The organism is Micromonospora sp. DT201 (assembly GCF_049841575.1).
Classification (GTDB): Bacteria; Actinomycetota; Actinomycetes; order Mycobacteriales; family Micromonosporaceae; genus Micromonospora.
Window position 1 is genome coordinate 107,077 of sequence record NZ_JBNCKP010000021.1, and the last position, 21,884, is coordinate 128,960.

A 21,884-nucleotide genomic window follows, 5' to 3' on the forward strand; every position below is an offset into this window, starting at 1 on the left:
GACCTCCCGCCGCGGTGGCCTCCAGCCGGACCCCGCCGGTCGGTAGCGCCACGGCGCAGCAGCATACGGCACCGATGCTCAGATCGCGGGCAATCCCTTGGGGCCGGCGCTGCGCATCGAGCGGGTGAGTTTGCGGTCGTCGCTCCACAGGAAACAACGCACTCCACGGTCACCGTCCTCCCACTCCCGTTGTGACGGTGGGTAGTAGATGGACCCGGCCCGGTACGGCAGGTCGCTGTCGTTCGGTACGGCGGCGTACTCGGCGATCAACGCCATGCAGCGTTTGTGCGCCTGCTCGGCGGAGCGGCTGAACTCTGCCCAGCTCACGTCCCGTTCCTCGTAGACGCCCACGAACTCGGCGCGGTGTGGCTCGGCGCAGAGCACCGGCTCCATGTAGTTGAGGTTGTCGCCGATCAGCTTGGGATCGAAGCAACGGTGAGTGAGAGGGGCGTCGCCGATCAACGCGCCGCGCAGGCTGCCGGTGCGGTTCACCGGGCGGGTGTTGTCGATGCTGCCGGTCTCGCTGAGGTCGCACCGGAACCACCGCGCCCCACCGGCCCAGGCGGGTGCCGAGGGCAGGGCGAGGGACAGTGAGAGTCGGGCCGCGTGCCAGTCGCCGCCGAGCACCTCCCGGGACCGCTGGTCGCACTCGGCGCGGGCCGTGCGCAGCGCCGACGATCCGGGTTCGGGGCGGGTCTCGGCCAGCGCGTCGGGCCCGACGAAGGTGCCGACGTGGATGGCCTCGGCCAGGTGGTTACGCGCGCAGTCCACCGTCTCGTAGGTGCTGGCCTGCACGATCGAGGTGATCCGGGGCAGGCAGGTGTCGGTGGCGGGGGCGAACGGCTTCGGGTCACGCAGCGCCGGCCAGTCGTCGGTCAGATCACCGTCCGCGCCGCGCGCCGGCCCGCAGCCGGCCAGCAGTATCGTCGTGACTCCGGCCAGCACCAGCGCTGGAAGCCACCGTCGCATCGTCCGCCCTTCCGGGAGCTGGCGGCCGGTCACCGCGCCCCGCGGCGAGACCCCGGCGGGCGTGCAGCCTACGGCACCGTCCCGCTTGGAGTGTCGTCGTGTTTCCGTCGATCGGCCAGCCAATCATGCCTGATCGTCCGGATTCGGCGGTCCGGAGCGACTAATTCTGCACCACTGGTCACTGTCGGATCACAGCGCGTCCGCTTTGATGCCGCGATGCGGGTTGTCGGTGACCACGTTCGTACACTGGCCCCGTGACCGTACCGCCGCCGATCGTCGCGCCGAGCATCCTGGCCGCCGATTTCGCCCGCCTCGCCGAAGAGGTCCGTGCCGTCGAGGACGCCGCGGACTGGTTGCACGTCGACGTGATGGACAACCACTTCGTGCCGAACCTGACCATTGGGCTGCCCGTGGTGCAGAGCCTGCGGGCTGTCACCGCGATGCCGTTCGACGTGCACCTGATGATCGAGGACCCGCGCCGGTGGGCCCCCGGTTACGCCGACGCCGGGGCGTACAACGTCACCTTCCACGCGGAGGCGTCCGACGACCCGGTGGCGCTGGCCAAGGACCTGCGCTCGGCCGGCGCGAAGGCCGGCCTGGCCATCGACCGGGACACGCCGATCGAGCCGTACCTGGACCTGCTGCCCAGCTTCGACACCCTGCTGATCATGACGATCAAGGCCGGCTTCGGCGGGCAGCGGTTCCTCCCGCACCTGCTGGACAAGGTGCGTGCCGCCCGCCGGCACGCCTCGGCCGGGCACCTGGAGCTGCGCATCGAGGTGGACGGCGGGATCGCCGCCGACACCATCGAGCAGGCGGCCGCCGCCGGCGCCGACGCGTTCGTGGCCGGCACCGCCGTGTACGGCGCCGCCGACCCGGCGGAAGCGGTACGGCACCTGCGGTCTCTGGCGGAACGCGCGGCTCCCGAGGCCTGAGGTGGACCCCGACGGCGACCGTAAGGACATCATTCTCGTCGTCGATGACGACGAGGACATCGCTCGTTTCGTCGAGTTCAACCTGCGGCTGCACGGCTTCGAGGTGATCCACGCCAGTGACGGCCAGGAGGCCCTCGAGGTCATCGAGCGTCAGCGGCCCGACCTGGCGGTGGTCGACCTCATGATGCCCCGGATCGACGGGCTGGAGTTGACCCGGCGGCTGCGCGCGGACCCGATGACCTCCGCCCTGCCAGTGATCATGCTGACGGCCAAGGGGATGACCGTCGACAAGGTGCACGGGCTCAGCGCTGGCGCCGACGACTACCTGGTCAAGCCGTTCGACACCGCCGAGTTGGTGGCCCGGGTGTCGTCCACCCTGCGTCGGAACAAGGAGTTCCGGGAGGTTTCCCCGCTGACCGGGCTGCCCGGCAACAGCCGGATCCGTCGGGAGATCAGCGATCGGGTCCGACAGGGCGTGGACTACGCGGTCGGCTACATCGACATCGACCGGTTCAAGAGTGTCAATGACCGGTACGGCTTCGTCCGCGGCGACGACTTCATCTCCGCGCTCGCCCGCAGCCTGCACCGGGCGGTGGTGGCGGTGGGGCTGCCACCGGCCTTCCTCGGCCACGTCGGCGGCGACGACTTCGTCATCGTCTGCGCCCCGGACCAGGTGCGCCCGCTGACGTCCCGCGCGGTGATCGACTTCGAGAAGTCCGCCGACACGCTCTACGACGCGACCGACCGTGAGCGCGGCTTCGTCGAGCTGAAGGATCGGCGTGGCACCATCCGTCGCGCCGCCCTGGTCACGCTCTCCATCGGGGTGTCCCTGTCCGACGCCGGCAAGCGGTTCACCGACCCTCTCGAGGCGATCGCGGTGGCCTCGGAGATGAAAACGGTGGCCAAGAGCCAACCGGGTTCGTACGTGGCGGTGGATCGGCGCCGCGGCGTCACCTAAGCATGATCTGACTGTGAAGTAGCTCGCCTAGGTAGCGGCACACCCGGATCGGGGTGTAAGACTTTCGGTATACCCACCACGCGCTGGCGGGACTCGGTGAAATTCCGAACCGGCGGTGATCCACGGTCCGACCGTGGTCAGCCCGCGACCCGGACGGCTCTGCCGTCCGGTGGACCTGGTGAAAATCCGGGGCCGACGGTTGGGAGCGGTTCGTCCGCGCCCAGACAGTCCGGATGGGAGACAGCGCGCGGGACGGACGGGTCCGAGCCGGCCGCTGGCTTCAGCGTGCCGTGCCGACCCCCCGGGGCGGCTCCGCCGTTCCCGGATTCCGCCACCGCCTGCCCGCGGCCCCATGGCCGTAGCCTCCCTGACCGCCGCGCGCGGACCGGCGAGTGGGAGGGCAGGGCAGGGCGATGGCCAGCGTCTCGGTCGATGAGGCGATGCGGCGTGCAATCGAGTTGGCGGCACGCGGGCTCGGCACCACCAGCCCCAATCCGGTGGTCGGTTGCGTGCTGCTCGACGAGGACGGCCAGGTCGTGGGTGAGGGCTTCCACGCGTACGCCGGCGGGCCGCACGCCGAGATCGTCGCCCTGGCGCAGGCAGGGCAACGCGCCAAGGGCGGCACCGCAGTCGTCACTCTGGAACCCTGCGACCACACCGGCCGCACCGGCCCCTGCAGTTCCGCGCTCGTCCAGGCCGGGGTGGGCCGGGTGGTCATTGCCGTGCCCGACCCCAACCCGGTGGCTTCCGGGGGTGCCGCCACGTTGCGCACCGCCGGGGTCCGCGTCGATCTGGGGGTACGCGGCGAGGAGGCCGAGGCCGGCAACGTCGCGTGGCTGACCTCGATGCGCCGGGGCTGGCCGTACGTGATCTGGAAGTACGCCGCCACGCTCGACGGGCGCTCCGCCGCGGCCGACGGCACCAGCATGTGGATCACCTCGGAGGCGGCCCGGATCGACGTGCACGCCCTACGCGGCACGGTCGACGCGGTGATCGCCGGGGTGGGCACCGTGCTCGCCGACGACCCCCGGCTGACCGCCCGTAACCTGCGCGACGGCAGCCTGGCCATCCGGCAGCCGCTACGGGTGGTGGTGGACAGTTCGGGGCGTACCCCGGCTGACGCCCGGGTCCGCGATGGCGCCGCGCGGACGTGGATCGCGACCGCCGACGAGGTCGGCGCCGGCCCGGACGGCCGGGTCGACCTGTCGGCGCTGCTCGCGGCGCTGCATCTGCGCGGGGTCCGCGCGGTGCTGTTGGAGGGCGGCCCCCGGCTGGCCGGGGCGTTCCTGGAAGCCGGCCTGGTCGACAAGATCGTCGGTTATGTCGCGCCCAGGTTGCTCGGTGCCGGCCCGACCGCCCTGGTCGACGCGGGAGTGAGCACCATCGCTGAGGCCATCGATCTGGAGTTCGTCGACGTTACGCAGATCGGTCCGGATCTTCGGATCACCGCTTTGCCCCGCAAAAGGGAGGGCTGACATGTTCACCGGGATTATCGAGGAACTGGGCGAGATCGTCCGGGTTACGCCGACGGCGGGCGATTCGGCGCTGGTCGCCGTACGCGGTCCGTTGGTCACGTCCGACGCCCGGCACGGTGACTCCATCGCGGTCAACGGCGTCTGCCTGACCGTCGTGGAGGTCGCCGACGGAATCTTCACCGCCGACGTGATGGGGGAGACGCTGCGCCGCTCCGCGCTGGGCGCGCTGCGCCCCGGCGACCCCGTCAACCTGGAGCGTGCCGCCGCCCTTGGCAGCCGCCTCGGCGGGCACCTGGTGCAGGGCCACGTGGACGGGGTCGGTGAACTGATCTCCCGGGAGCCGGCCGAGCAGTGGGAGACCGTCCGGTTCCGGCTGCCCACCGCCCTGTCCCGGTACGTGGTGGAGAAGGGCTCGATCACCATCGACGGCGTCTCGCTGACCGTGGCCGAGGTGGGCGCGGACGAGTTCGCCGTCGGGCTGATCCCGACCACCCTCAAGCTGACCACACTCGGTGCGAAGCGTGCCGGCGACCCGGTCAACCTTGAGGTCGACGTGTTGGCCAAGTACGTCGAGCGGCTGCTCGGCAGCCGGCTCACCGGCACCGACGGTCACCCAGTGGCCTCCAGCACAGGCGAGGTGGCCTGATGGGTCCGCTCAGCTGGCTGCTGGACGCCCAGGTGCAGGTGGCCGGCTCACCGGTGTTGGTCCGGGAGATCGTCGGCAACGCGTTCGGGCTGATCTCCGCGCTGTTCGGGCTGCGCCGGCTGCTCTGGGCGTGGCCGATCGGGATGATCGGCAACGTGCTGCTCCTCACCGTGTTCCTCGGCGGGGTGTTCGCCACCCCGCAGGAGCACGACCTCTACGGCCAGGCCGGCCGGCAGGTGTTCTTCTTCGCGGTCAGCGTCTACGGCTGGTGGCGCTGGCAACGACACCGTCGCGGCGACGCCGCTCAGGCGGCGGTCGTCCCGCGCTGGGCCACCGGGCGGGAGCGACTGGTGCTGCTGCTGGCCGCCGTGGTCGGCACCGCCGCGGCGTACCCGGTGCTCGCGGCGCTGGGCTCGTGGGGTCCGCTGGCCGACGCCTGGATCCTCACCGGCAGCCTGCTCGCCACGTACGGCATGGCCCGCGGCTGGGTGGAGTTCTGGCTGCTCTGGATCGCGGTGGACGCGGTCGGCGTGCCGTTGCTGCTGCGCGGCGGGTTCTACCCGTCGGCAGTCATGTACCTGATCTACGGCGCCATCTGCGCCTGGGGCTTCGCCGCCTGGTGGCGCACCTCGCGCGCCACCCGGCCGGCCACCCTCACGCCCATCTACACGGAGGCCGTCGCATGAGCGAGCGCAGCGAGCGAATCATCGGGTCCAGCGCCATGGTGCCTCATGGCGCCACGGAGCGAAGCGGAGTGGCGGCATGAGCAGCTTTGGAAGCATTGAGCAGGCGATCGCGGACATCGCGGCCGGTCGGCCGGTCGTCGTGGTCGACGACGCGGACCGGGAGAACGAGGGCGACCTGATCTTCGCGGCCGAGTTGGCCACGCCGGAGCTGATGGCGTTCATGGTGCGCTACACCTCCGGGTACGTCTGCGTGGCGTTGACCGAGAGCGAAGCCGACCGGCTCGACCTGCCGCCGATGCACCACACCAACCAGGACCGGCGCGGTACCGCGTACACGGTGACCGTGGACGCCCGCGAGGGGGTCAGCACCGGCATCTCGGCGGCCGACCGCGCGCACACCAGCCGGCTGCTCGCCGCCGCCAGCACCGACCCGACCGATCTGGCCCGTCCCGGGCACGTGGTGCCGCTGCGCGCTCGCGAGGGCGGGGTGCTGCGCCGGCCGGGGCACACCGAGGCGGGGATCGACCTGACCCGGCTGGCCGGGCTGCGTCCGGCGGGCGTGCTCTGCGAGCTGATCAACGACGACGGCACCATGATGCGGGTGCCGGACCTGGAGAAGTTCTGCGCCGAGCACGGCCTCACGCTGATCACCATCGCCGACCTGATCGCTCACCGGCGGCGTACCGAAAAGCAGGTCGAGCTGGTCGCGGACGCCCGGATGCCGACGCGGCACGGGGTGTTCCGGGCGCTCGGCTACCGCGCCGAGCACGACCCCGCCGAACACATCGCGATGGTGCTGGGCGACCTCGGCGATGGCCAGGACGTGCTGGTCCGGGTGCACTCGGAGTGCCTGACCGGGGACGTGTTCGGCTCACTGCGCTGCGACTGCGGACCGCAGTTGGATGCCGCGCTGGCCCGGGTCGCGCGCGAGGGCCGGGGCGTCGTGCTCTACGTACGCGGCCACGAGGGGCGCGGCATCGGGCTGCTGCACAAGCTGCAGGCGTACCAGTTGCAGGACCTGGGCCGCGACACCGTCGACGCCAACCTCGACCTGGGTCTGCCGGCCGACGCCCGTGACTACGGCACCGGCGCGCAGATCCTCTACGACCTGGGCGTGCGCTCGATGCGGCTGCTGACCAACAACCCGGCCAAACGGGCCGGGCTGGAGGGGTACGGGTTGACCATCACCGGCCGGGAAGGACTGCCGGCCGGCGCGCATCCGGAGAACCTGCGCTACCTGCGCACCAAGCGGGACCGGATGGGCCACCTGCTGGACGAGTTGGACGAGGTGTCCGAGGCGCCGCTGGGGCGCCCGGTCGCCAATGACGAGATCGGAGCATGACGATGGCGGGTTTCGGAGAGCCGGGAGTCGACGCGGTGGACGCCGCGGGACTGACCGTCGGGGTCGTTGCCGCCCGGTGGCACGGCGACCTGACCGATCACATGCTGGAACGTGCGGTGGCTGCCGCCGAGGCGTGCGGGGCTCGTTCCGTTGTCGCCCGGGTCGCCGGCTCGGTCGAGCTGCCGGTGGTCGCCCAGGCCCTCGCGCGCCGCTGTGACGTGGTGGTCGCGCTCGGCGTGGTGGTCCGCGGCACCACCGCCCACTTCGACTACGTCTGCCGCTCCGTCACCGACGGGCTGACCCGGGTGGCGTTGGACGAGGGCAAGCCGGTGGCGCACGGGGTGCTCACCGTGGAGAACATCGAGCAGGCCCGGGACCGGGCCGGTCTGCCCGGCTCGGCCGAGGACAAGGGCTGGGCGGCAACCGTGGCGGCGCTCGACGCGGCGCTGGCTGTCCGGAGCGTGGCGGCGGGCAACGTGCAGCGGGTCGGCTTCGGCGGCTGACCCGTCCGTGAAGGCGGCCGGCTTCGGAATGCGGCGGCTTCGGAGTGGAGTCGGCTTCGGAGTGCGGCAGGCTTCAGAGGCGGCCGGCCTGGATGATGCGGTGCAGGAACTGTTGGGTGCGGGGTTGGGTCGGCTCGCCGAGCACCTGCTCCGGTGGGCCGCTCTCGATGACCCGCCCCGCGTCGAGGAAGCAGACCTCGTCGGCGACCTCGCGGGCGAAGCCCATCTCGTGGGTGGCCAGCACCATGGTCATGCCGTCGGCCTTGAGGTCCCGGATCATTGCCAGCACCTCACCGACGAGTTCCGGGTCCAGCGCGGAGGTGACCTCGTCGAGCAGCATCAGTCGAGGTGAGTTCGCCAGCGCCCGGACGATCGCCACCCGCTGCTGCTGACCGCCGGAGAGCCGGTCCGGGTAGGCGTCCGCCTTGGCTCCGAGACCCACCCGGTCGAGCAGTTCCCGCGCCTGCGCCTCGGCCTCCGCCCGGGCCCGCCGGTGTACGCGGCGCGGCGCGAGGGTGATGTTCTCCAAGACGCTCAGGTGCGGGAAGAGGTTGTACGCCTGGAACACCATGCCGATCCGACGGCGGACCCGGTCCGGGTCCACGCGCGGATCGGAGATGTCCTCCCCGTCCAGCTCGATGGTGCCGTCGTCGAGCTCCTCCAGCAGGTTCACACACCGCAGCAGGGTCGACTTGCCGGACCCGGACGCGCCGATCAGGGCCACCACCCGGTGCTCGGCGACGGTCAGATCGAGCCGGTCGAGCACGACGTGGCCGGCGAACTCCTTGCGCAGGCCCTCGCAGCGCAGCAGCGCCATGGTCAGCCTCCCGACTGTCGGCGGGCGGCGCGCAGCGTCACCCAGTCGGTGACCGCGATCAGCGGGATCGCGAGCAGCACGAAGAGCACCCCCGCCACGACGTACGGCGTGTAGTTGAACGTCTGGGCGGTGGCGATCTGGGCGGCACGGACCGCGTCGATCGGCCCCGCGAGTGAGACCAGCCCGACGTCCTTCTGCAACGCCACCACGTCGTTGAGCAGGGGCGGTGCCACCCGGCGGACGGCCTGTGGCAGGACCACGTGCCGCATCGTCTGTCGGTAGGTCAGGCCCAAGGAGCGGGCCGCGGCGAGCTGGCTGGGATGCACCGACTCGATGCCGGCCCGGAACACCTCGGCGAGGTAGCCGCCGTAGGTGAGGATCAACGCGATCCCACCGAGCACCAGCACCGGCGGCATGCCCTGCAGGCGCAGCCCCGGCACTCCGAGGGTGAGCAGGTAGAGCACGATGATCAGCGGCAGGCCGCGGAAGGTGTAGGTGTAGCCGGCGGCCAGTGCCCGGACCGGGAAGAAGATCGGGCCGCGCAGCGTCCGCAGTACGGCGATCACCAGCCCGAGCACCAGCGCGCCGACCGCACAGCAGACCAGCAGCCGTACGTTCAGCCAGAGCCCACTCAGCACCGCCGGCAGCGCGTCCCGGGCGATCCCCGGATCCAGGAACGACTGCCGGACCCGGTCCCAGCCGGGCGCACCGGTCACCGCGATGACCAACAGCGTGCCGAGAGCCGCCGTCGAGGAAGCCGCGACCAGCACGCTGTAGACGGTCTGCCGATGCCGGTACGCCGAACGCCGCACCTGCGCCTCGGAGGGGACGTGCTCCAGAAGCGTCACCGCAGCTCGGCCGCCCCTGCCACCTGCGCGAGCCACTTCTGCTCCAACTGCTTCAGCGTGCCCGCCTCAGTGAGCTGACCGACCGCGCCGGTCACACAGGAGGTCAGCGGCGAATTCTTGTCCAGCAACAACCCGAACGCCTCCGGCGTGCCGACCTGCGGCACCTGCCCGACGATCGTCGCGTCGGTGATCTCCGCGCCGGTGATGTAGAAGGCCGTCGGCAGGTCCACCACCAGACCGTCGATCTGCCCGTTCTGCAGGGCCTTCTTGGCGTCGTCATTGCTGTTGTAGACCTGCGGCTTCGCGGCCGGCTTGAGCACCTCGGTGATCGCCTGGTAGCTGGTCGTGCCGACCTGGGCGCCGAGTCGGGCGTCACGGAAGTCGGCCAACGACTTCCTGCCGGCGATCTTCGAGGACTTCAAGGCGATGACGGTCTGCCGGACCAGGTAGTACGGCGCGGAGAAGTCGACCGCCTGCTTGCGTTCCTCGGTGATGGAGAACTGGTTGATGTCGAAGTCGAAGTTCTTCGGCCCCGGGGCGATCGCGGTGTCGAACTTGACCCGGGTCCAGGTCACGTCGGCGCGGGCGTAGCCGAGCTTCTCGGCAACCGCGTACGCGACGGCGGACTCGAAGCCCTCGCCGCTGTCCGGCTTGTCCTTGGAGAACCACGGCTCGTACGCGGGCTGGTCGGTGGCGATGGTGAGCTTGCCCGGCGTACGAGTGGGCAGGCTGTCCTTGGCGCAGGACGGCAACGCGGTGACGATGGGGGTCGGTTTCACTACCTGCGGCGCGCATCCGGCGGTGGCTACGACGACGGCACCGGCGAGGGTGAGCGCGAGAAGACGTGAGCTGCTGGCCATGGCGGACAGCGTAGAGGTATCGACCGGTCTGCTTGGGGCTTCATCCCACCATGTCGATAGGGAATTGTCCGCCTGCTGGATTTCGGTGGACCCGGACTCGGTGTGTCGGTCGACCGGCTGGAAGAATCGTCTCCCGTGAAGACGTTCGAGGAGTTGTTCGCCGAGCTGCAGGCCAAGGCCGCTGCCGGCACCCCGGGCTCGGGCACCGTCGCCGCCCTGGACAAGGGGGTGCACTTCATCGGCAAGAAGGTCGTCGAGGAGGCGGCCGAGTCGTGGATGGCCGCCGAGTACGAGGGGCCGGAGCGCACCGCCGAGGAGATCTCCCAACTGCTCTACCAGGTCCAGGTGCTGATGCTCGCCAGCGGTCTCGAACTCAAGGACGTCTACCGACATCTGTGAGTGCCCCCACCCGTTGATCGCCATCCGGATCGAAGGAGCACTCCTGTCATGCTGCGTGTCGCCATCCCCAACAAGGGCACCCTGGCCGAGCCGGCCGCCCAGATGCTGCGTGAGGCGGGCTACCGCCAGCGCACCGACCCCAAGGACCTCGTCTGCCGCGACGAGGCCAACGACGTCGAATTCTTCTACCTGCGCCCCAAGGACATCGCCACCTACGTCGGGTCCGGCGATCTCGACCTCGGGATCACCGGCCGGGACCTGCTGATCGACTCGGCCGCGCCGGCCGAGGAGGTCCTCGACCTCGCCTTCGGCCAGGCCACCTTCCGCTTCGCCGCCCGCCCCGACGACACCGCCTCCGTGCAGGACCTGGGCGGGCACCGCATCGCCACCGCGTACCCGGGGCTGGTCGAGCGGCACCTCGGCGAGGTCGGCGTCAAGGCCGACGTGATCCGCCTCGACGGTGCGGTGGAGAACGCCGTACGCCTCGGCGTCGCCGACGTGATCGCCGACGTGGTGGAGACCGGCGCCACCCTGCGCCAGGCGGGCCTGGTGGTCTTCGGTGAGCCGCTGCTGCGCTCGTCGGCGGTGCTGGTCCGTCGTGCCGGCGCGCCCGCGCACCCGCAGGCCGAGCAGCTGCTACGCCGCCTGCACGGTGTGCTGGTGGCCCGCCGCTACGTGATGCTCGCCTACGACGTGCCGGCCGGTCTGCTGGACCGGGCCAGCGGGCTCACCCCGGGCATCGAGTCGCCCACCGTGTCGCCGCTGCACCGCGAGGGCTGGGTGGCGGTGCAGGCGATGGTGCTCCGCGACGACGTCCACCGCATCATGGACGAGCTGTACGAGCTGGGTGCCCGCGCCATCCTGGTCACCAACATCCACGCCTGCCGGCTCTGACCGCAACAAACCCCACTAATCCGGTACGTCCGCGAGTCCGCGCGCGCGTTCGAGTGGGTCAGCCGCGCTTGATCAACTCCAGATCGCCGACGTGGGGGTGTCCTTGCGGGCGGACACCACCACATCGGCGATATTGAGTTGATCTACCCCTCGCGCGGGCCTGCCGCGCCCGAGCCTGCCGCGGGCGTGCCGCGGGCGTGCCGCGCCCGAGAAGCGCGCTCGAACGGCAAGATCGCGCTCGAGCATGGATGTAGTGGCCTCGCGCGCGGGCCGACACCACTACATCCCGGATCAAGCACGATCTTGCGGAGCAGTCCCGGCGCAGTCTGGCCCGCCCAACGGGGCGCGCCGCAGCCCGGTCGACTGCCCCGCCCCCCGGTGCCATTGCGGCCGGGTGCGGCCCGGCCCGGCGCGGCCCGGTCCGCCCGGCGCAGCCCGGTCCCGGTGCCGTGGCGCACTGGCTCGGTGGATCAGGTCCTGCCGTGTTGGCAGTGGCTCGGCGGGTGGTGCGTTCGACGGGCGGGTGCGGGTGGCAGACTGGTGGGGTGAGTGAAACCGAGCTGATTCGCCTGAAGCCCCGCCGCATCCGGCTGGTCTGCTGGTCTGCGGCGATCGCGCTGGTGGTGGTGTTCGGCTTGGTTGCCACCTCGTTGAGCGGACCGACCGGCGACGGCTATGGCAGCTTCCAGCGCGGTGACCAGATCGCCATGATCGGCCTGGGCATATTCGGTGCCCTGGGCTTCCTGCTGTTCACCCGCCCGCAGGTCGAGGCTGACGCCCGCGGCGTCCGGGTGCGCAACGTCATCAGCTCGTACGAGCTGCCCTGGGAGGTCGTGCGGGGCGTCCGGTTCGACCGGAGCGCGCCCTGGGCAAGCCTGGAGTTGCACGACGACGACCTGCTGCCGATGATCGCCCTGCAGGCCGCCGACAAGGAGTTGGCCGTCGAGGGGGTCCGCGCGCTGCGCCGACTGCACCAGGCGCACCAGGCCCGCCTCGCCGAGCGCGCCAGCGGCCGCTAACCCAATCCTCCCACCTTGCCCCGGTCGAGCGGTCCGGCGCGAGCACCGCACGTCGCGGTCCAAGATCCGAGCAATTTCCCCGAAACTGCTGCTTCAGCTCACCCGGAGGCAGCACCTTCGGGGAAGTTGCTCGGATCTTGACCCGCCGCCCGCCGCCCGCTGCTGCCCGCCGCCGCCCGCTGCCCGCCGCTGCCCGCTGCCCGCTGCCCGCTGCCCGCTGCCCGCTGCCCGCCGCTGCCCGCTGCCCGCCGCCGAACGGACGCCCGCCGCCGCAGTGGCACGAGGCAGTGGGGTGAAGCGACGGCCGGCGGCGCGGGCCCCGCGGTCGAGTGGCAGCGGCGGTGGCGGTTGGTGGGTGAGTCGACCCAGCGTGGCTCGGGTGGTCTGGTGTGCCCGGTTTGGGGGCGGCCGGGGCGTCGGTGTAGTGTTATCGAGTCGACCAGGCTGTCTCCGCGTGCGAGCAGACGGCCTTTGAAAGCGGAGCGCCTGCTCCCACCCGAGTCGCCGCTTCGGTGGCCGGGTCCGGTCACCGGTTCCGGGCATGTCCCGGCGTCGGATGCGCGATCCTGTGATCGTGCTGACCGGTCGAGCGGGCCCTGGCATACGCCGGGGCCTTCTGCTTTCCAGGTCGGTTCCCACCTGGGGGCCGCGGGGGTCGGCACCTGAGCAGAAACGACTCGAGGAGGCCCCATCAGCGTCGAACCACGCGTGAACGAGCAGATCCGGGCACGTGAGGTCCGACTGGTCGGCCCCGAGGGTGAGCAGGTGGGCATCGTCCCGCTGGAGCGCGCCCTTCAGCTGGCCGCGGACGTCGATCTGGACCTGGTCGAGGTTGCGCCGATGGCGCGCCCGCCGGTGTGCAAGCTCATGGACTTCGGCAAGTTCAAGTATGAGAGTGCACTGAAGGCGCGCGAAGCGCGGCGTAACCAGCAGCAGACCGTCATCAAGGAAATGAAGCTTCGGCCGAAGATCGACCCGCACGACTACGAGACCAAGAAGGGTCACGTGGTGCGGTTCCTCAAGGCGGGCGACAAGGTCAAGGTGACGATCATGTTCCGCGGTCGCGAGCAGAGCCGCCCGGAGCTGGGTTACCGGCTCTTGCGTCGGCTCGAATCCGAGATCACGGACCTGGGCTACGTCGAGGCCGCTCCGAAGCAGGACGGCCGAAACATGATCATGGTTCTCGCTCCGCTTCGGGCCGTCAAGGCCTCCGCGGTCGCCGCTACGGCGTCCCGCGGTGCACCTCGGGACCGGGCGGCGGACGAGTCGGGCGCTTCGGCAGCCGATGAGACCGCAACGGCCGGCGAGACTGCGGCGGCCGGCGAGACCGCAGCAGCCGGCGAGAACGCAACAGCCGGTGACACCGGCACCGCCGCCGACACCAGCGGCGAGTAACAGGGGAGAAGACGTTCCACATGCCGAAGATGAAGAGCCACACGGGTATGGGCAAGCGGGTCAAGGTGACCGGCCGTGGCAAGATCGTGGCCGAGCAGGCTGGCAAGCGCCACCTGTTGGAAGGCAAGTCTTCCACCCGCACCCGCCGGTTGACCGGCACGGTCGAGGTGGCCAAGGCTGACGTCAAGCGCATCAAGAAGCTGCTCGGCCGCTGACGCGCGCCACCTTTACGTAAGAAGGAGTTGAGATGGCACGCGTCAAGCGGGCTGTAAACGCCCAGAAGAAGCGTCGTACCCTGCTGGAGACCGCGAGTGGTTACCGCGGTCAGCGCTCCCGCCTGTACCGCAAGGCCAAGGAGCAGGTGCTGCACTCGATGCAGTACGCCTACCGGGACCGTCGCGACCGCAAGGGCGACTTCCGGCAGCTGTGGATCCAGCGGATCAACGCAGGCGCCCGGGCCAACGGGATGACCTACAACCGTCTGATCCAGGGCCTGCGTCTGGCTGGCATCGAGGTCGACCGCAAGATCCTGGCCGACATGGCTGTCAACGACGCCGCCTCTTTCGCGGCGATCGTCGAGCTGGCTCGGGCCGCGGTCACGGCCGAGGGCACCGGCGGCGCGGCGGCTCAGGCCGCCTGATCCCCACGCACCAGAGCGAGGCGTCTCCCGTGTCGGCACCGCCGTCCGGGGGGCGCCTCAATCGTGCCGGAGGAAACCACAACATGGCCTTCACCCCGCGTACCCCCAGGGTTGTCGCCGCCCGCCGCCTGCAGCGCCGCCGCGACCGCGACGCCACCGGCCGTTTCCTGGCCGAGGGCCCGCAGGCGGTCCGCGAGGCCCTCGCACGGCCGGGGGTGGTCACCGAGCTTTTCGGTACGCCCACAGCCCTCGACCGGCACCCGGAGTTGGCCGCCGCGGCGGCCCGCGCCGACGTGCCGGTTTCCGAGGTGACCGACGACGCCGTCGCGGCGCTGGCGGAGACCGTCGCCCCGCAGGGGCTGGTCGCCGTCTGCCGGCACCTGGACGTGTCGTTGGAGCAGGCCCTCGCAGGTGCGCCCCGGCTGGTGGCGGTGCTCGCCGAGATCCGCGACCCCGGTAATGCCGGCACGGTGTTGCGCACCGCCGATGCGGCCGGTGCGGGTGCGGTGGTCTTTGCCGGCGAGGCCGTCGACCCGTACAACGGCAAGTGTGTGCGGGCCTCGGCCGGCAGCCTCTTCCACGTCGACGTGGTCCGCGCCCCCGACCCGGTCGCGGTGGTCGACGCGCTGCGCGCAGCCGGGCTGTCGATCTTCGCCACCACGGGGTACGGCGACGACGACCTGGACGACCTGACCGACTACGGCCGGCTCGTCGGGCCCACCGCCTGGCTGTTCGGCTCCGAGGCGCACGGCCTGCCCGAGGAGTTGACCGCCGCCGCGGACGCCCGGGTGCGGGTGCCGCTGTACGGGCGCGCGGAGAGCCTCAACCTGGCTGCCGCCGCGGCGGTCTGCCTGTACGCTTCAGCGAGAGCACAGCGCTGAGGGTGACCGAGCCCGGCGCGACTGACAGCAGGGGAGAGCGTCCGCCCATGAACGCGCCACGGCGTTCGTTTAGCCAGCCCGCCGGTGTCGGCGGGCGGCGGGCCTGACCTGCTCCCTGCACAACTCCTACCGGCGGGCTGCGGCGAAGCCGCGCGTCCGTAGACTCGCCTAGCCGCCCGTGGAGGGCTGGCGCCGCCGTGAGGGAGTGCCCGTACGCCATGAGCTACCGCAACGATCCGTACGACCCGAAGCAGGTTGCCCTGCTCGACCCCGCCGCCTTGGACGAGGCTGTCGCGGACGCCACGAAGGCGTTCACGGCGGCCACCGACCCGGATGCGCTGACCGCGCTGCGCTCGGTGCACCTCGGTGACCGGTCACCGGTTTCGCTGGCCCGCCGGGAGATCGGCGCGTTGCCGCCGGCTGCGAAGTCCGACGCCGGCAAGCGGGTCAACGAGGCCCGCCGGGCGATCGAGACCGCGTACGCCGACCGCGCCGAGGTGGTGGAGCGCGAGCAGGCCGAGCGGGTGCTGGTCGAGGAGCGGGCGGACGTCACCCTGCCCTACGATCGGCGTCCACGTGGGGCCCGGCACCCGTTGAGCACCCTGATGGAGTCGATCAGTGACCTCTTCGTCGGGATGGGCTACGAGGTTGCCGAGGGGCCCGAGGTCGACCTGGAGTGGGTCAACTTCGACGCGCTGAACATCCCCGCCGACCACCCGGCGCGGGGGTTGATGGACACCTTCCACATCGCATCCGCCGATGGCTCTGCGGGTTCGGGTCTTGTTTTACGAACGCACACCTCCACCGTGCAGACCCGCACCATGCTCAGTCGGAAGCCGCCGATCTACGTGATCGTGCCCGGTCGCGTCTACCGCACCGACGAGATCGACGCCACGCACAGCCCGGTGTTCCACCAGGCCGAGGGCTTGGTGGTCGACAAGGGCATCACGATGGCGCACCTGCGGGGCACGCTCGACCATTTCGCGCGGGCGATGTTCGGCCCGGAGGCGAAGACCCGGTGGCGGCCGCACTACTTCCCGTTCACCGAGCCGTCTGCGGAGTTCGACGTGTGGTTCCCGGAGCACCGCGATGGCCCGCAGTGGGTCGAGTGGGGCGGTTGCGGGATGGTCAACCCGCGGGTGCTGCGTGCCTGCGGCGTCGACCCGGAGGTCTACTCCGGCTTCGCGTTCGGGATGGGCATCGACCGGACCCTGATGGTCCGGCACGGGGTCAGCGACATCCGCCATCTCTTCGAGGGCGACGTGCGGTTCAGCCGCGCGCTCGGGACCGGGGCGTAGGCGATGCGGGTACGAGACACGGGAACGGTGGTCTGAAGTCATGCGAGTTTCTGTCAGTTGGCTGCGGGAGTACGTCGATCTCCCCGCCGACCTGCCCATCGGTGACCTGGAGCAGGCCCTGGTCGCCCTTGGTATCGAGGTCGAGTCCGTCGTGGACCTGGCCGAGACCGTCACCGGCCGACTCGTCGTCGGTGAGGTGCGCGAGATCGAGGAGCTGACCGGCTTCAAGAAGCCGATCCGGTTCTGCCGGGTCGACGTGGGTGACGCGAACGGCACCGGCGAGCCGCAGGAGATCGTCTGCGGGGCCCGGAATTTCGCCGTGGGCGACCGGGTGGTGGTGATCCTGCCCGGCGGTGTGCTGCCCGGCGGCTTCGCGATCGGGGCCCGTAAGACGTACGGGCACAACTCCGCCGGCATGATCTGCTCGGCGAAGGAGTTGGGCCTGGGCGACGACCACTCCGGCATCATCGTGCTGGGGCCGGAGGTGACGGCCAAGCCGGGCGACGACGCACGCCCGGTGGTCGGCCTCGACGATGTCGTGCTCGAACTGGAGATCACCCCCGACCGGGGGTACGCGCTGAGCTTGCGCGGCCTGGCCCGGGAGTTGTCGCACGCGTTCGACGTGCCGCTGCGTGACCCGGCCCTGGTGCCCGCACCGAGCGGCACCGAGACGCCGGCGTACCCGGTCGAGGTCCGCGACACGGTCGGCTGCGACCGGTTCACGGCCCGCCTGGTCCGGGGTGTCGACCCGAACGCGCCCACGCCGTCGTGGATGCAGCAGCGGCTCGTCACCGCCGGCATCCGCAGCATCTCGCTGCCCGTCGACATCACCAACTACGTGATGCTGGAGCTGGGCCAGCCGATGCACGCCTTCGACGCCGACCGGATCGCCGGGCCGCTCGTGGTCCGTCGCGCCGAGGCGGGGGAGAAGCTGACCACGCTCGACGGGGTCGACCGGGTGCTCACCGCCGACGACATGGTCATCTGCGACGACACTGGTCCGATCTCGCTTGCGGCGGTGATGGGCGGCGAGACCAGCGAGGTCGTCGCCGGCACCACCACCGTGCTCTTCGAGGCCGCGCACTGGGACCCGGCGATGGTCGGGCGCACCGCCCGCCGGCACAAGCTGTTCAGCGAGGCCGCGAAGCGCTGGGAGCGGGGCGTCGACCCTGCCGTGGCGCTTGTCGCGTTGGAGCGTGCCGTTCGGCTGCTCACCGAGCACAGCGGTGGCACCCCGAGCGCGGAGATCCTGGACATCGACCACGTCCGGCCGCGTACCCCGATCATCCTTCCGGCGGACCTGCCGACCCGGCGGGTCGGGGTCGAGTACCCGCCGGCGCGGGTGGTCGCCCTGCTGGCGCGGGTCGGTTGCACTGTCGCGCAGGGCGCGGACCGGTTGTCCGAGGACCCGGGCTCGGTCGGCGTGGCCGGCGGTGCCGACCTGGCGCTGAGCGTCACCCCGCCGACCTGGCGGCCCGACCTGACCGACCCGGCCGACCTGGTCGAGGAGGTGGTCCGCCTCGACGGGTACGACAAGGTGCCGTCGGTGTTGCCGACCGCGCCCCCGGGCCGCGGCCTGACCCCGCGGCAGCGTCGGCGCCGGGCGGTCGCCGGGTCCCTCGCTGAGCGGGGGTACGTGGAGGTGCTCGCGCACCCGTTCGTGTCGCCGGGGTTGGCCGACCTGCTCGGCCTGCCGGCCGACGACCCGCGCCGACCGGCGGTGCGGCTGGCCAACCCGTTGTCCGAGGAGGAGCCGCTGCTGCGCACCACGCTGCTCGGCCCGCTGCTCGGCATCCTCAAGCGCAACCTCGGTCGGGGTCACCGCGATCTCGCCCTCTACGAGATCGGGGCGGTCTTCCACCCGCGCGTCGGCGCTGGCAGCCCGCCGGCGATGGGCGTGGACCGGCGTCCCACCGACGCGGAGTTCGCGGCCGCCGACGCGGTGGTGCCGGCGCAGCCGGTGCACGTCGCCGCGGTGCTCTCCGGCGACCTGGACCCGGCCGGCTGGTGGGGCCCGGGCCGACCGGCAGGCTGGGCGGACGCCATCGAGGCGGCCCGCGACGTGCTGGACGCCGCCGGTGTCTCCGGGGAGCGGGTCGAGGTGCGGGCAGCCGAGTACGCGCCGTGGCACCCGGGCCGCTGTGCCGAGCTGCGGGTCGACGGTTCGGTGGTCGGGCATGCCGGTGAGCTGCACCCGCTGGTGGTCGCGGCGTTGGAGTTGCCGCGCCGTACCTGCGCGATGGAGCTCGATCTGGACGCGCTGCCCGCGGCCGGGGTGACGCCTGCCCCGACGGTCTCCGGCTTCCCGCCGGCGCTGATCGACGTGGCCCTGGTAGTGGACGACTCGGTGCCGGCGGAGCAGGTGCGCCGGGCGCTGGAGGCTGGCGCCGGTGAGCTGTTGGAGGACGTGCGGCTGTTCGACGTGTATGCGGGGGCGCAGCTCGGCGAGGGCCGTCGGTCGCTGGCGTACAAGCTCACGTTCCGGGCGTCGGACCGCACGCTCACCGTCGAGGAGGCGGTCGCGGCACGGGACGCGGCGGTCGCGGTAGCGGCCGAGCGTCTAGGAGCAACCCTCCGCGGCGCGTAATCCCACCCCACCCCCGCGATCTTGCAGTTTGTGTTGCCGATGTGCGTTTTTTGTCGGCTATGCGAGGACAGTAAGTGCAAGATCGCGGGGGCTGGAGCGGTTCAACGCTGTTGCGTTGAGGGCGGGGGTCGGTGTGGCGATCCTGCGGCTAGCGCGGCGGGTGATGACCCGTGTGTGTGCGTCGCTGGCGGGGTGGCAGGGGTGCTCGGGTTTCCCTTTGCTCTGCTTCAACGGAGGCAACACTTCTGCCGCGTAAGTGCCGCCTCCGTTGAAGCAGAGCAAAGGCGGCGAGGTGTGGGTGGCGCCCCCCTCGTCGGGCATCGAAGGCTGCACTGCGCGCGACGATCGGCGTCTGGCCGGGTGCCGAGACGAGGTCTTGACGGGTTGCCATGCCGACCCGCGCCCTAGCGCAACGGTGTTGTGGAGCGGTTTGCTCATCACCATGCAGTCAACCGTATGAACTTGCAGTCGACGATCACTCTTGTTAGCCTTCGCTGCATAGTCATGCGGAGGTGAGTATGGGAATCCGAGTCGCGGTCGCCGGTGCGAGCGGATACGCCGGGGGTGAACTGCTGCGACTGGTCGCCGGGCACCCGGAGTTCGACCTGGTCGCTGCCACCGCGCACAGCCAGGCCGGGCACCGTGTCGACGCGGTGCACCCGCAGCTCACCGGGCTCGACCTGGTGCTCGGCGCGACCGACCCGACGACCCTGGCCGACGCGGACCTGGTCTTTCTGGCCCTGCCGCACGGTGAGTCGGCAGCCCTCGCGGCCCAGCTTCCGAGCGAGGTGCGGATCGTCGACCTGGGTGCCGATCACCGGCTGGCCGACCCGTACGCCTGGGCGCAGTACTACGGCGGCACGCACGCCGGGCAGTGGACCTATGGTCTGCCGGAGCTGCCCGGCCAGCGGGAGCTGATCGCCGGCTCCACCAGGGTGGCGAATACCGGCTGCTACGCCGCCACGATCACGCTGGCGCTCGCACCGCTGATCGCCGCCGGCGCGGCCAGCCCCGCCGACGTGGTGGTGGTCGCCGCCTCCGGCACCTCCGGCGCTGGGCGGGCGGCGAAGCCGCACCTGCTGGCCAGCGAGGTGCTGGGGGACCTGTCGCCGTACCGAGTGGGCACCCACCAGCACGTACCGGAGATCAAGCAGGCCACCGGCGCGACCGGCCTGTCGTTCACCCCGATCCTGGCACCGATGCCGCGGGGCATCCTGGCCACCGTCACGGCCGTTCCGGCGCGCGGCGTCGACCCACAGCAGGTGCTGGCGCAGGCGTACGCGGACGCGGCGTTCGTGCACGTGCTGCCGGAGGGCCGCTGGCCACACACGGCGGCGACCCTGGGCTCGAACTCCTGTCACCTACAGGCCACCGTCGACGTCGACTCGGGTCGTCTGATCGTGCTCAGCGCGTTGGACAACCTGGGCAAGGGCGCAGCCGGTCAGGCCGTGCAGAACGCCAACCTGATGCTCGGCCTGCCGGAGACGACGGGCCTCTCGATCTGGGGAGTTACTCCTTGAGTGTCACCACCCCACGGGGGTTCCGGGCGGCCGGGGTGGCCGCCGGTCTCAAGGCCAGCGGTGGCGCTGACGTCGCCCTGGTGGTCAACGACGGTCCGGACGCTGGTGTCGCCGGTGTCTTCACCACCAACCGGGTCAAGGCCGCACCGGTGCGCTGGAGCCAGCAGGTCGTGCAGGGCGGTGTGGTCCGCGCCGTGGTGCTCAACTCCGGTGGCGCCAACGCCTGCACCGGCCCGGCGGGCTTTCAGGACACCCACGCCACCGCCGAGCACACCGCCGCCGCGCTGACCGCGGTCAGCCCACGGCTGATCCTCGGTGCCGGTGAGGTCGCGGTCTGCTCCACCGGGCTGATCGGTGAGCGGCTGCCGATGCCGAAGCTGCTGCCGGGCGTCCGCTCGGCGATCAAGGGGTTGTCCCGGGACGGCGGCCCGGCCGCCGCCGAGGCCATCATGACCACGGACACCCGGCCGAAGACCACGGTGGCCCGGGGCAGCGGCTGGACGGTAGGTGGCATGGCCAAGGGCGCCGGGATGCTCGCGCCGGGCATGGCCACCATGCTCTGCGTGCTGACCACTGACGCGGTGGCGGGGCCGGCGACGCTGGACGAGGCGCTGCGCGCGGCCACCCGGGTCAGCTTCGATCGGGTCGACTCCGACGGCTGCATGTCCACCAACGACACCGTCTTGCTGCTGGCCAGCGGTGCGAGCGGCATCGAGCCGACTCCGGCCGAGCTGGCCGCCGCCGTCACCGCGGCCTGTCACGACCTGGCCCAGCAGTTGGTGGCCGACGCCGAGGGTGCCACCAAGCAGATCGCCATCGACGTGGTCGGTGCCGCCGACGAGGACGACGCGGTCGAGGTGGGCCGCACGGTGGCCCGCAACAACCTGGTCAAGACCGCGCTGTTCGGCAACGACCCCAACTGGGGTCGAATCCTCGCCGCCGTCGGCACCACGGCCGCCGCGTTCGAGCCGGACGAGGTGGACGTGGCCGTCAACGGGGTGTGGGTGTGCCGGGGCGGTGCCGCCGCCGAGGACCGCTCGAAGGTCGACCTGACCGGGCGGGACGTGACCATCCGGATCGACCTGCACGCCGGCACGTCCGCGGCGACGATCTGGACCAACGACCTGTCCCACGCGTACGTGCACGAGAACTCGGCGTACTCATCGTGAGCGCGAGGAACGCAGCGCAGCGGAGTCCCGCAGTCGCGAACGG

22 protein-coding genes and 1 riboswitch are annotated in these 21,884 nt (G+C 71.3%); of the genes, 18 read left to right on the forward strand and 4 right to left on the reverse strand.

The window, feature by feature from the left end; translation table 11 throughout:
• Positions 1 to 78 precede the first annotated feature (78 nt).
• Complete coding sequence (locus ACLQ28_RS27870; protein ID WP_425689215.1) at positions 79 to 969, reverse strand: septum formation family protein; 891 nt, start codon at positions 967 to 969, stop codon at positions 79 to 81.
• A gap of 254 nt (positions 970 to 1,223) precedes the next feature.
• Here ACLQ28_RS27870 and rpe point away from each other — a divergent pair, with 254 nt between their 5' ends.
• The 7 genes from rpe to ribH all read left to right on the forward strand — a co-directional run bounded on the left by rpe (position 1,224) and on the right by ribH (position 7,514).
• Positions 1,224 to 1,904 (forward strand): ribulose-phosphate 3-epimerase, encoded by a 681-nt coding sequence (gene rpe / locus ACLQ28_RS27875; RefSeq protein ID WP_425689216.1) that lies wholly within the window; start codon positions 1,224 to 1,226, stop codon positions 1,902 to 1,904.
• A 1-nt stretch (position 1,905) separates the two neighbouring features.
• A complete protein-coding gene (locus ACLQ28_RS27880; RefSeq protein WP_425689217.1) occupies positions 1,906 to 2,862 on the forward strand; it encodes a GGDEF domain-containing response regulator in 957 nt (318 codons plus the stop codon).
• A gap of 78 nt (positions 2,863 to 2,940) precedes the next feature.
• A riboswitch (FMN riboswitch) is annotated at positions 2,941 to 3,111 on the forward strand.
• A 164-nt stretch (positions 3,112 to 3,275) separates the two neighbouring features.
• On the forward strand, positions 3,276 to 4,337 hold the full coding sequence (gene ribD, locus ACLQ28_RS27885; protein WP_425689218.1) for a bifunctional diaminohydroxyphosphoribosylaminopyrimidine deaminase/5-amino-6-(5-phosphoribosylamino)uracil reductase RibD: 1,062 nt from the start codon (positions 3,276 to 3,278) through the stop codon (positions 4,335 to 4,337).
• 1 nt (position 4,338) lies between these two features.
• Positions 4,339 to 4,983, forward strand: a complete 645-nt coding sequence (locus ACLQ28_RS27890; RefSeq protein WP_425689219.1) for a riboflavin synthase — start codon at positions 4,339 to 4,341, stop codon at positions 4,981 to 4,983.
• A complete protein-coding gene (gene pnuC / locus ACLQ28_RS27895; protein ID WP_425689220.1) occupies positions 4,983 to 5,669 on the forward strand; it encodes a nicotinamide riboside transporter PnuC in 687 nt (228 codons plus the stop codon). The genes ACLQ28_RS27890 and pnuC overlap by 1 nt, the downstream gene beginning before the upstream one ends.
• A gap of 76 nt (positions 5,670 to 5,745) precedes the next feature.
• The gene (locus ACLQ28_RS27900) at positions 5,746 to 7,011 is read left to right on the forward strand and encodes a bifunctional 3,4-dihydroxy-2-butanone-4-phosphate synthase/GTP cyclohydrolase II (protein WP_425689221.1); all 1,266 of its coding nucleotides are present in this window, start codon (positions 5,746 to 5,748) and stop codon (positions 7,009 to 7,011) included.
• A 2-nt stretch (positions 7,012 to 7,013) separates the two neighbouring features.
• Positions 7,014 to 7,514 (forward strand): 6,7-dimethyl-8-ribityllumazine synthase, encoded by a 501-nt coding sequence (ribH, locus tag ACLQ28_RS27905; RefSeq protein WP_425689267.1) that lies wholly within the window; start codon positions 7,014 to 7,016, stop codon positions 7,512 to 7,514.
• Between the two features lie 73 nt (positions 7,515 to 7,587).
• Here the strand turns inward: ribH and ACLQ28_RS27910 are convergent, their stop codons facing one another.
• From ACLQ28_RS27910 to ACLQ28_RS27920, 3 genes are read right to left on the reverse strand one after another with little or no spacing between them, the layout of a single operon-like run.
• Complete coding sequence (locus tag ACLQ28_RS27910; protein ID WP_425689222.1) at positions 7,588 to 8,331, reverse strand: amino acid ABC transporter ATP-binding protein; 744 nt, start codon at positions 8,329 to 8,331, stop codon at positions 7,588 to 7,590.
• Between the two features lie 2 nt (positions 8,332 to 8,333).
• Complete coding sequence (locus ACLQ28_RS27915; protein ID WP_425689223.1) at positions 8,334 to 9,179, reverse strand: amino acid ABC transporter permease; 846 nt, start codon at positions 9,177 to 9,179, stop codon at positions 8,334 to 8,336.
• Entirely contained in the window at positions 9,176 to 10,039 is an 864-nt protein-coding gene (locus ACLQ28_RS27920; RefSeq protein WP_425689224.1) for an ABC transporter substrate-binding protein, read from the reverse strand. Before ACLQ28_RS27920 ends, ACLQ28_RS27915 begins: the two co-directional genes overlap by 4 nt.
• A 135-nt stretch (positions 10,040 to 10,174) precedes the next feature.
• Between ACLQ28_RS27920 and ACLQ28_RS27925 the strand changes: the two genes are divergently transcribed.
• From ACLQ28_RS27925 to argJ, 11 genes are all read left to right on the forward strand, one after another.
• The gene (locus ACLQ28_RS27925) at positions 10,175 to 10,438 is read left to right on the forward strand and encodes a phosphoribosyl-ATP diphosphatase (protein WP_184184738.1); all 264 of its coding nucleotides are present in this window, start codon (positions 10,175 to 10,177) and stop codon (positions 10,436 to 10,438) included.
• A gap of 48 nt (positions 10,439 to 10,486) precedes the next feature.
• Entirely contained in the window at positions 10,487 to 11,332 is an 846-nt protein-coding gene (gene hisG / locus ACLQ28_RS27930) for an ATP phosphoribosyltransferase (RefSeq protein ID WP_425689225.1), read from the forward strand.
• A 545-nt stretch (positions 11,333 to 11,877) separates the two neighbouring features.
• Complete coding sequence (locus ACLQ28_RS27935) at positions 11,878 to 12,351, forward strand: PH domain-containing protein (protein ID WP_425689226.1); 474 nt, start codon at positions 11,878 to 11,880, stop codon at positions 12,349 to 12,351.
• Positions 12,352 to 13,059: 708 nt separating this feature from the next.
• Positions 13,060 to 13,746 (forward strand): translation initiation factor IF-3, encoded by a 687-nt coding sequence (gene infC / locus ACLQ28_RS27940; protein WP_425689227.1) that lies wholly within the window; start codon positions 13,060 to 13,062, stop codon positions 13,744 to 13,746.
• A gap of 20 nt (positions 13,747 to 13,766) precedes the next feature.
• A complete protein-coding gene (gene rpmI, locus ACLQ28_RS27945; RefSeq protein WP_110566082.1) occupies positions 13,767 to 13,961 on the forward strand; it encodes a 50S ribosomal protein L35 in 195 nt (64 codons plus the stop codon).
• A 32-nt stretch (positions 13,962 to 13,993) separates the two neighbouring features.
• Positions 13,994 to 14,386 carry a 50S ribosomal protein L20 gene (gene rplT, locus ACLQ28_RS27950; RefSeq protein ID WP_007458417.1) on the forward strand — a complete coding sequence of 131 codons (393 nt, stop codon included), beginning with the start codon at positions 13,994 to 13,996 and terminating at the stop codon, positions 14,384 to 14,386.
• Positions 14,387 to 14,469: 83 nt separating this feature from the next.
• The gene (locus ACLQ28_RS27955) at positions 14,470 to 15,267 is read left to right on the forward strand and encodes a TrmH family RNA methyltransferase (protein ID WP_425689228.1); all 798 of its coding nucleotides are present in this window, start codon (positions 14,470 to 14,472) and stop codon (positions 15,265 to 15,267) included.
• A gap of 218 nt (positions 15,268 to 15,485) precedes the next feature.
• On the forward strand, positions 15,486 to 16,565 hold the full coding sequence (gene pheS, locus ACLQ28_RS27960; protein ID WP_425689229.1) for a phenylalanine--tRNA ligase subunit alpha: 1,080 nt from the start codon (positions 15,486 to 15,488) through the stop codon (positions 16,563 to 16,565).
• Positions 16,566 to 16,605: 40 nt separating this feature from the next.
• Positions 16,606 to 19,152 carry a phenylalanine--tRNA ligase subunit beta gene (gene pheT / locus ACLQ28_RS27965; RefSeq protein ID WP_425689230.1) on the forward strand — a complete coding sequence of 849 codons (2,547 nt, stop codon included), beginning with the start codon at positions 16,606 to 16,608 and terminating at the stop codon, positions 19,150 to 19,152.
• A 518-nt stretch (positions 19,153 to 19,670) separates the two neighbouring features.
• The gene (argC, locus tag ACLQ28_RS27970; RefSeq protein ID WP_425689231.1) at positions 19,671 to 20,672 is read left to right on the forward strand and encodes an N-acetyl-gamma-glutamyl-phosphate reductase; all 1,002 of its coding nucleotides are present in this window, start codon (positions 19,671 to 19,673) and stop codon (positions 20,670 to 20,672) included.
• On the forward strand, positions 20,669 to 21,841 hold the full coding sequence (argJ, locus tag ACLQ28_RS27975; protein ID WP_425689232.1) for a bifunctional glutamate N-acetyltransferase/amino-acid acetyltransferase ArgJ: 1,173 nt from the start codon (positions 20,669 to 20,671) through the stop codon (positions 21,839 to 21,841). Before argC ends, argJ begins: the two co-directional genes overlap by 4 nt.
• The last annotated feature ends 43 nt before the right edge of the window (positions 21,842 to 21,884 follow it).

Coding starts and splice junctions, on each gene's coding strand:
- ACLQ28_RS27870 (WP_425689215.1), bottom strand. CDS start 969: ATGCGACGGTGGCTTCCAGCGCTGGTGCTGGCCGGAGTCACGACGATA.
- ribD (WP_425689218.1), top strand. CDS start 3,276: ATGGCCAGCGTCTCGGTCGATGAGGCGATGCGGCGTGCAATCGAGTTG.
- ACLQ28_RS27890 (WP_425689219.1), top strand. CDS start 4,339: ATGTTCACCGGGATTATCGAGGAACTGGGCGAGATCGTCCGGGTTACG.
- pnuC (WP_425689220.1), top strand. CDS start 4,983: ATGGGTCCGCTCAGCTGGCTGCTGGACGCCCAGGTGCAGGTGGCCGGC.
- ACLQ28_RS27900 (WP_425689221.1), top strand. CDS start 5,746: ATGAGCAGCTTTGGAAGCATTGAGCAGGCGATCGCGGACATCGCGGCC.
- ribH (WP_425689267.1), top strand. CDS start 7,014: ATGGCGGGTTTCGGAGAGCCGGGAGTCGACGCGGTGGACGCCGCGGGA.
- ACLQ28_RS27910 (WP_425689222.1), bottom strand. CDS start 8,331: ATGGCGCTGCTGCGCTGCGAGGGCCTGCGCAAGGAGTTCGCCGGCCAC.
- ACLQ28_RS27920 (WP_425689224.1), bottom strand. CDS start 10,039: ATGGCCAGCAGCTCACGTCTTCTCGCGCTCACCCTCGCCGGTGCCGTC.
- hisG (WP_425689225.1), top strand. CDS start 10,487: ATGCTGCGTGTCGCCATCCCCAACAAGGGCACCCTGGCCGAGCCGGCC.
- rpmI (WP_110566082.1), top strand. CDS start 13,767: ATGCCGAAGATGAAGAGCCACACGGGTATGGGCAAGCGGGTCAAGGTG.
- rplT (WP_007458417.1), top strand. CDS start 13,994: ATGGCACGCGTCAAGCGGGCTGTAAACGCCCAGAAGAAGCGTCGTACC.
- ACLQ28_RS27955 (WP_425689228.1), top strand. CDS start 14,470: ATGGCCTTCACCCCGCGTACCCCCAGGGTTGTCGCCGCCCGCCGCCTG.
- pheS (WP_425689229.1), top strand. CDS start 15,486: ATGAGCTACCGCAACGATCCGTACGACCCGAAGCAGGTTGCCCTGCTC.
- pheT (WP_425689230.1), top strand. CDS start 16,606: ATGCGAGTTTCTGTCAGTTGGCTGCGGGAGTACGTCGATCTCCCCGCC.
- argC (WP_425689231.1), top strand. CDS start 19,671: ATGGGAATCCGAGTCGCGGTCGCCGGTGCGAGCGGATACGCCGGGGGT.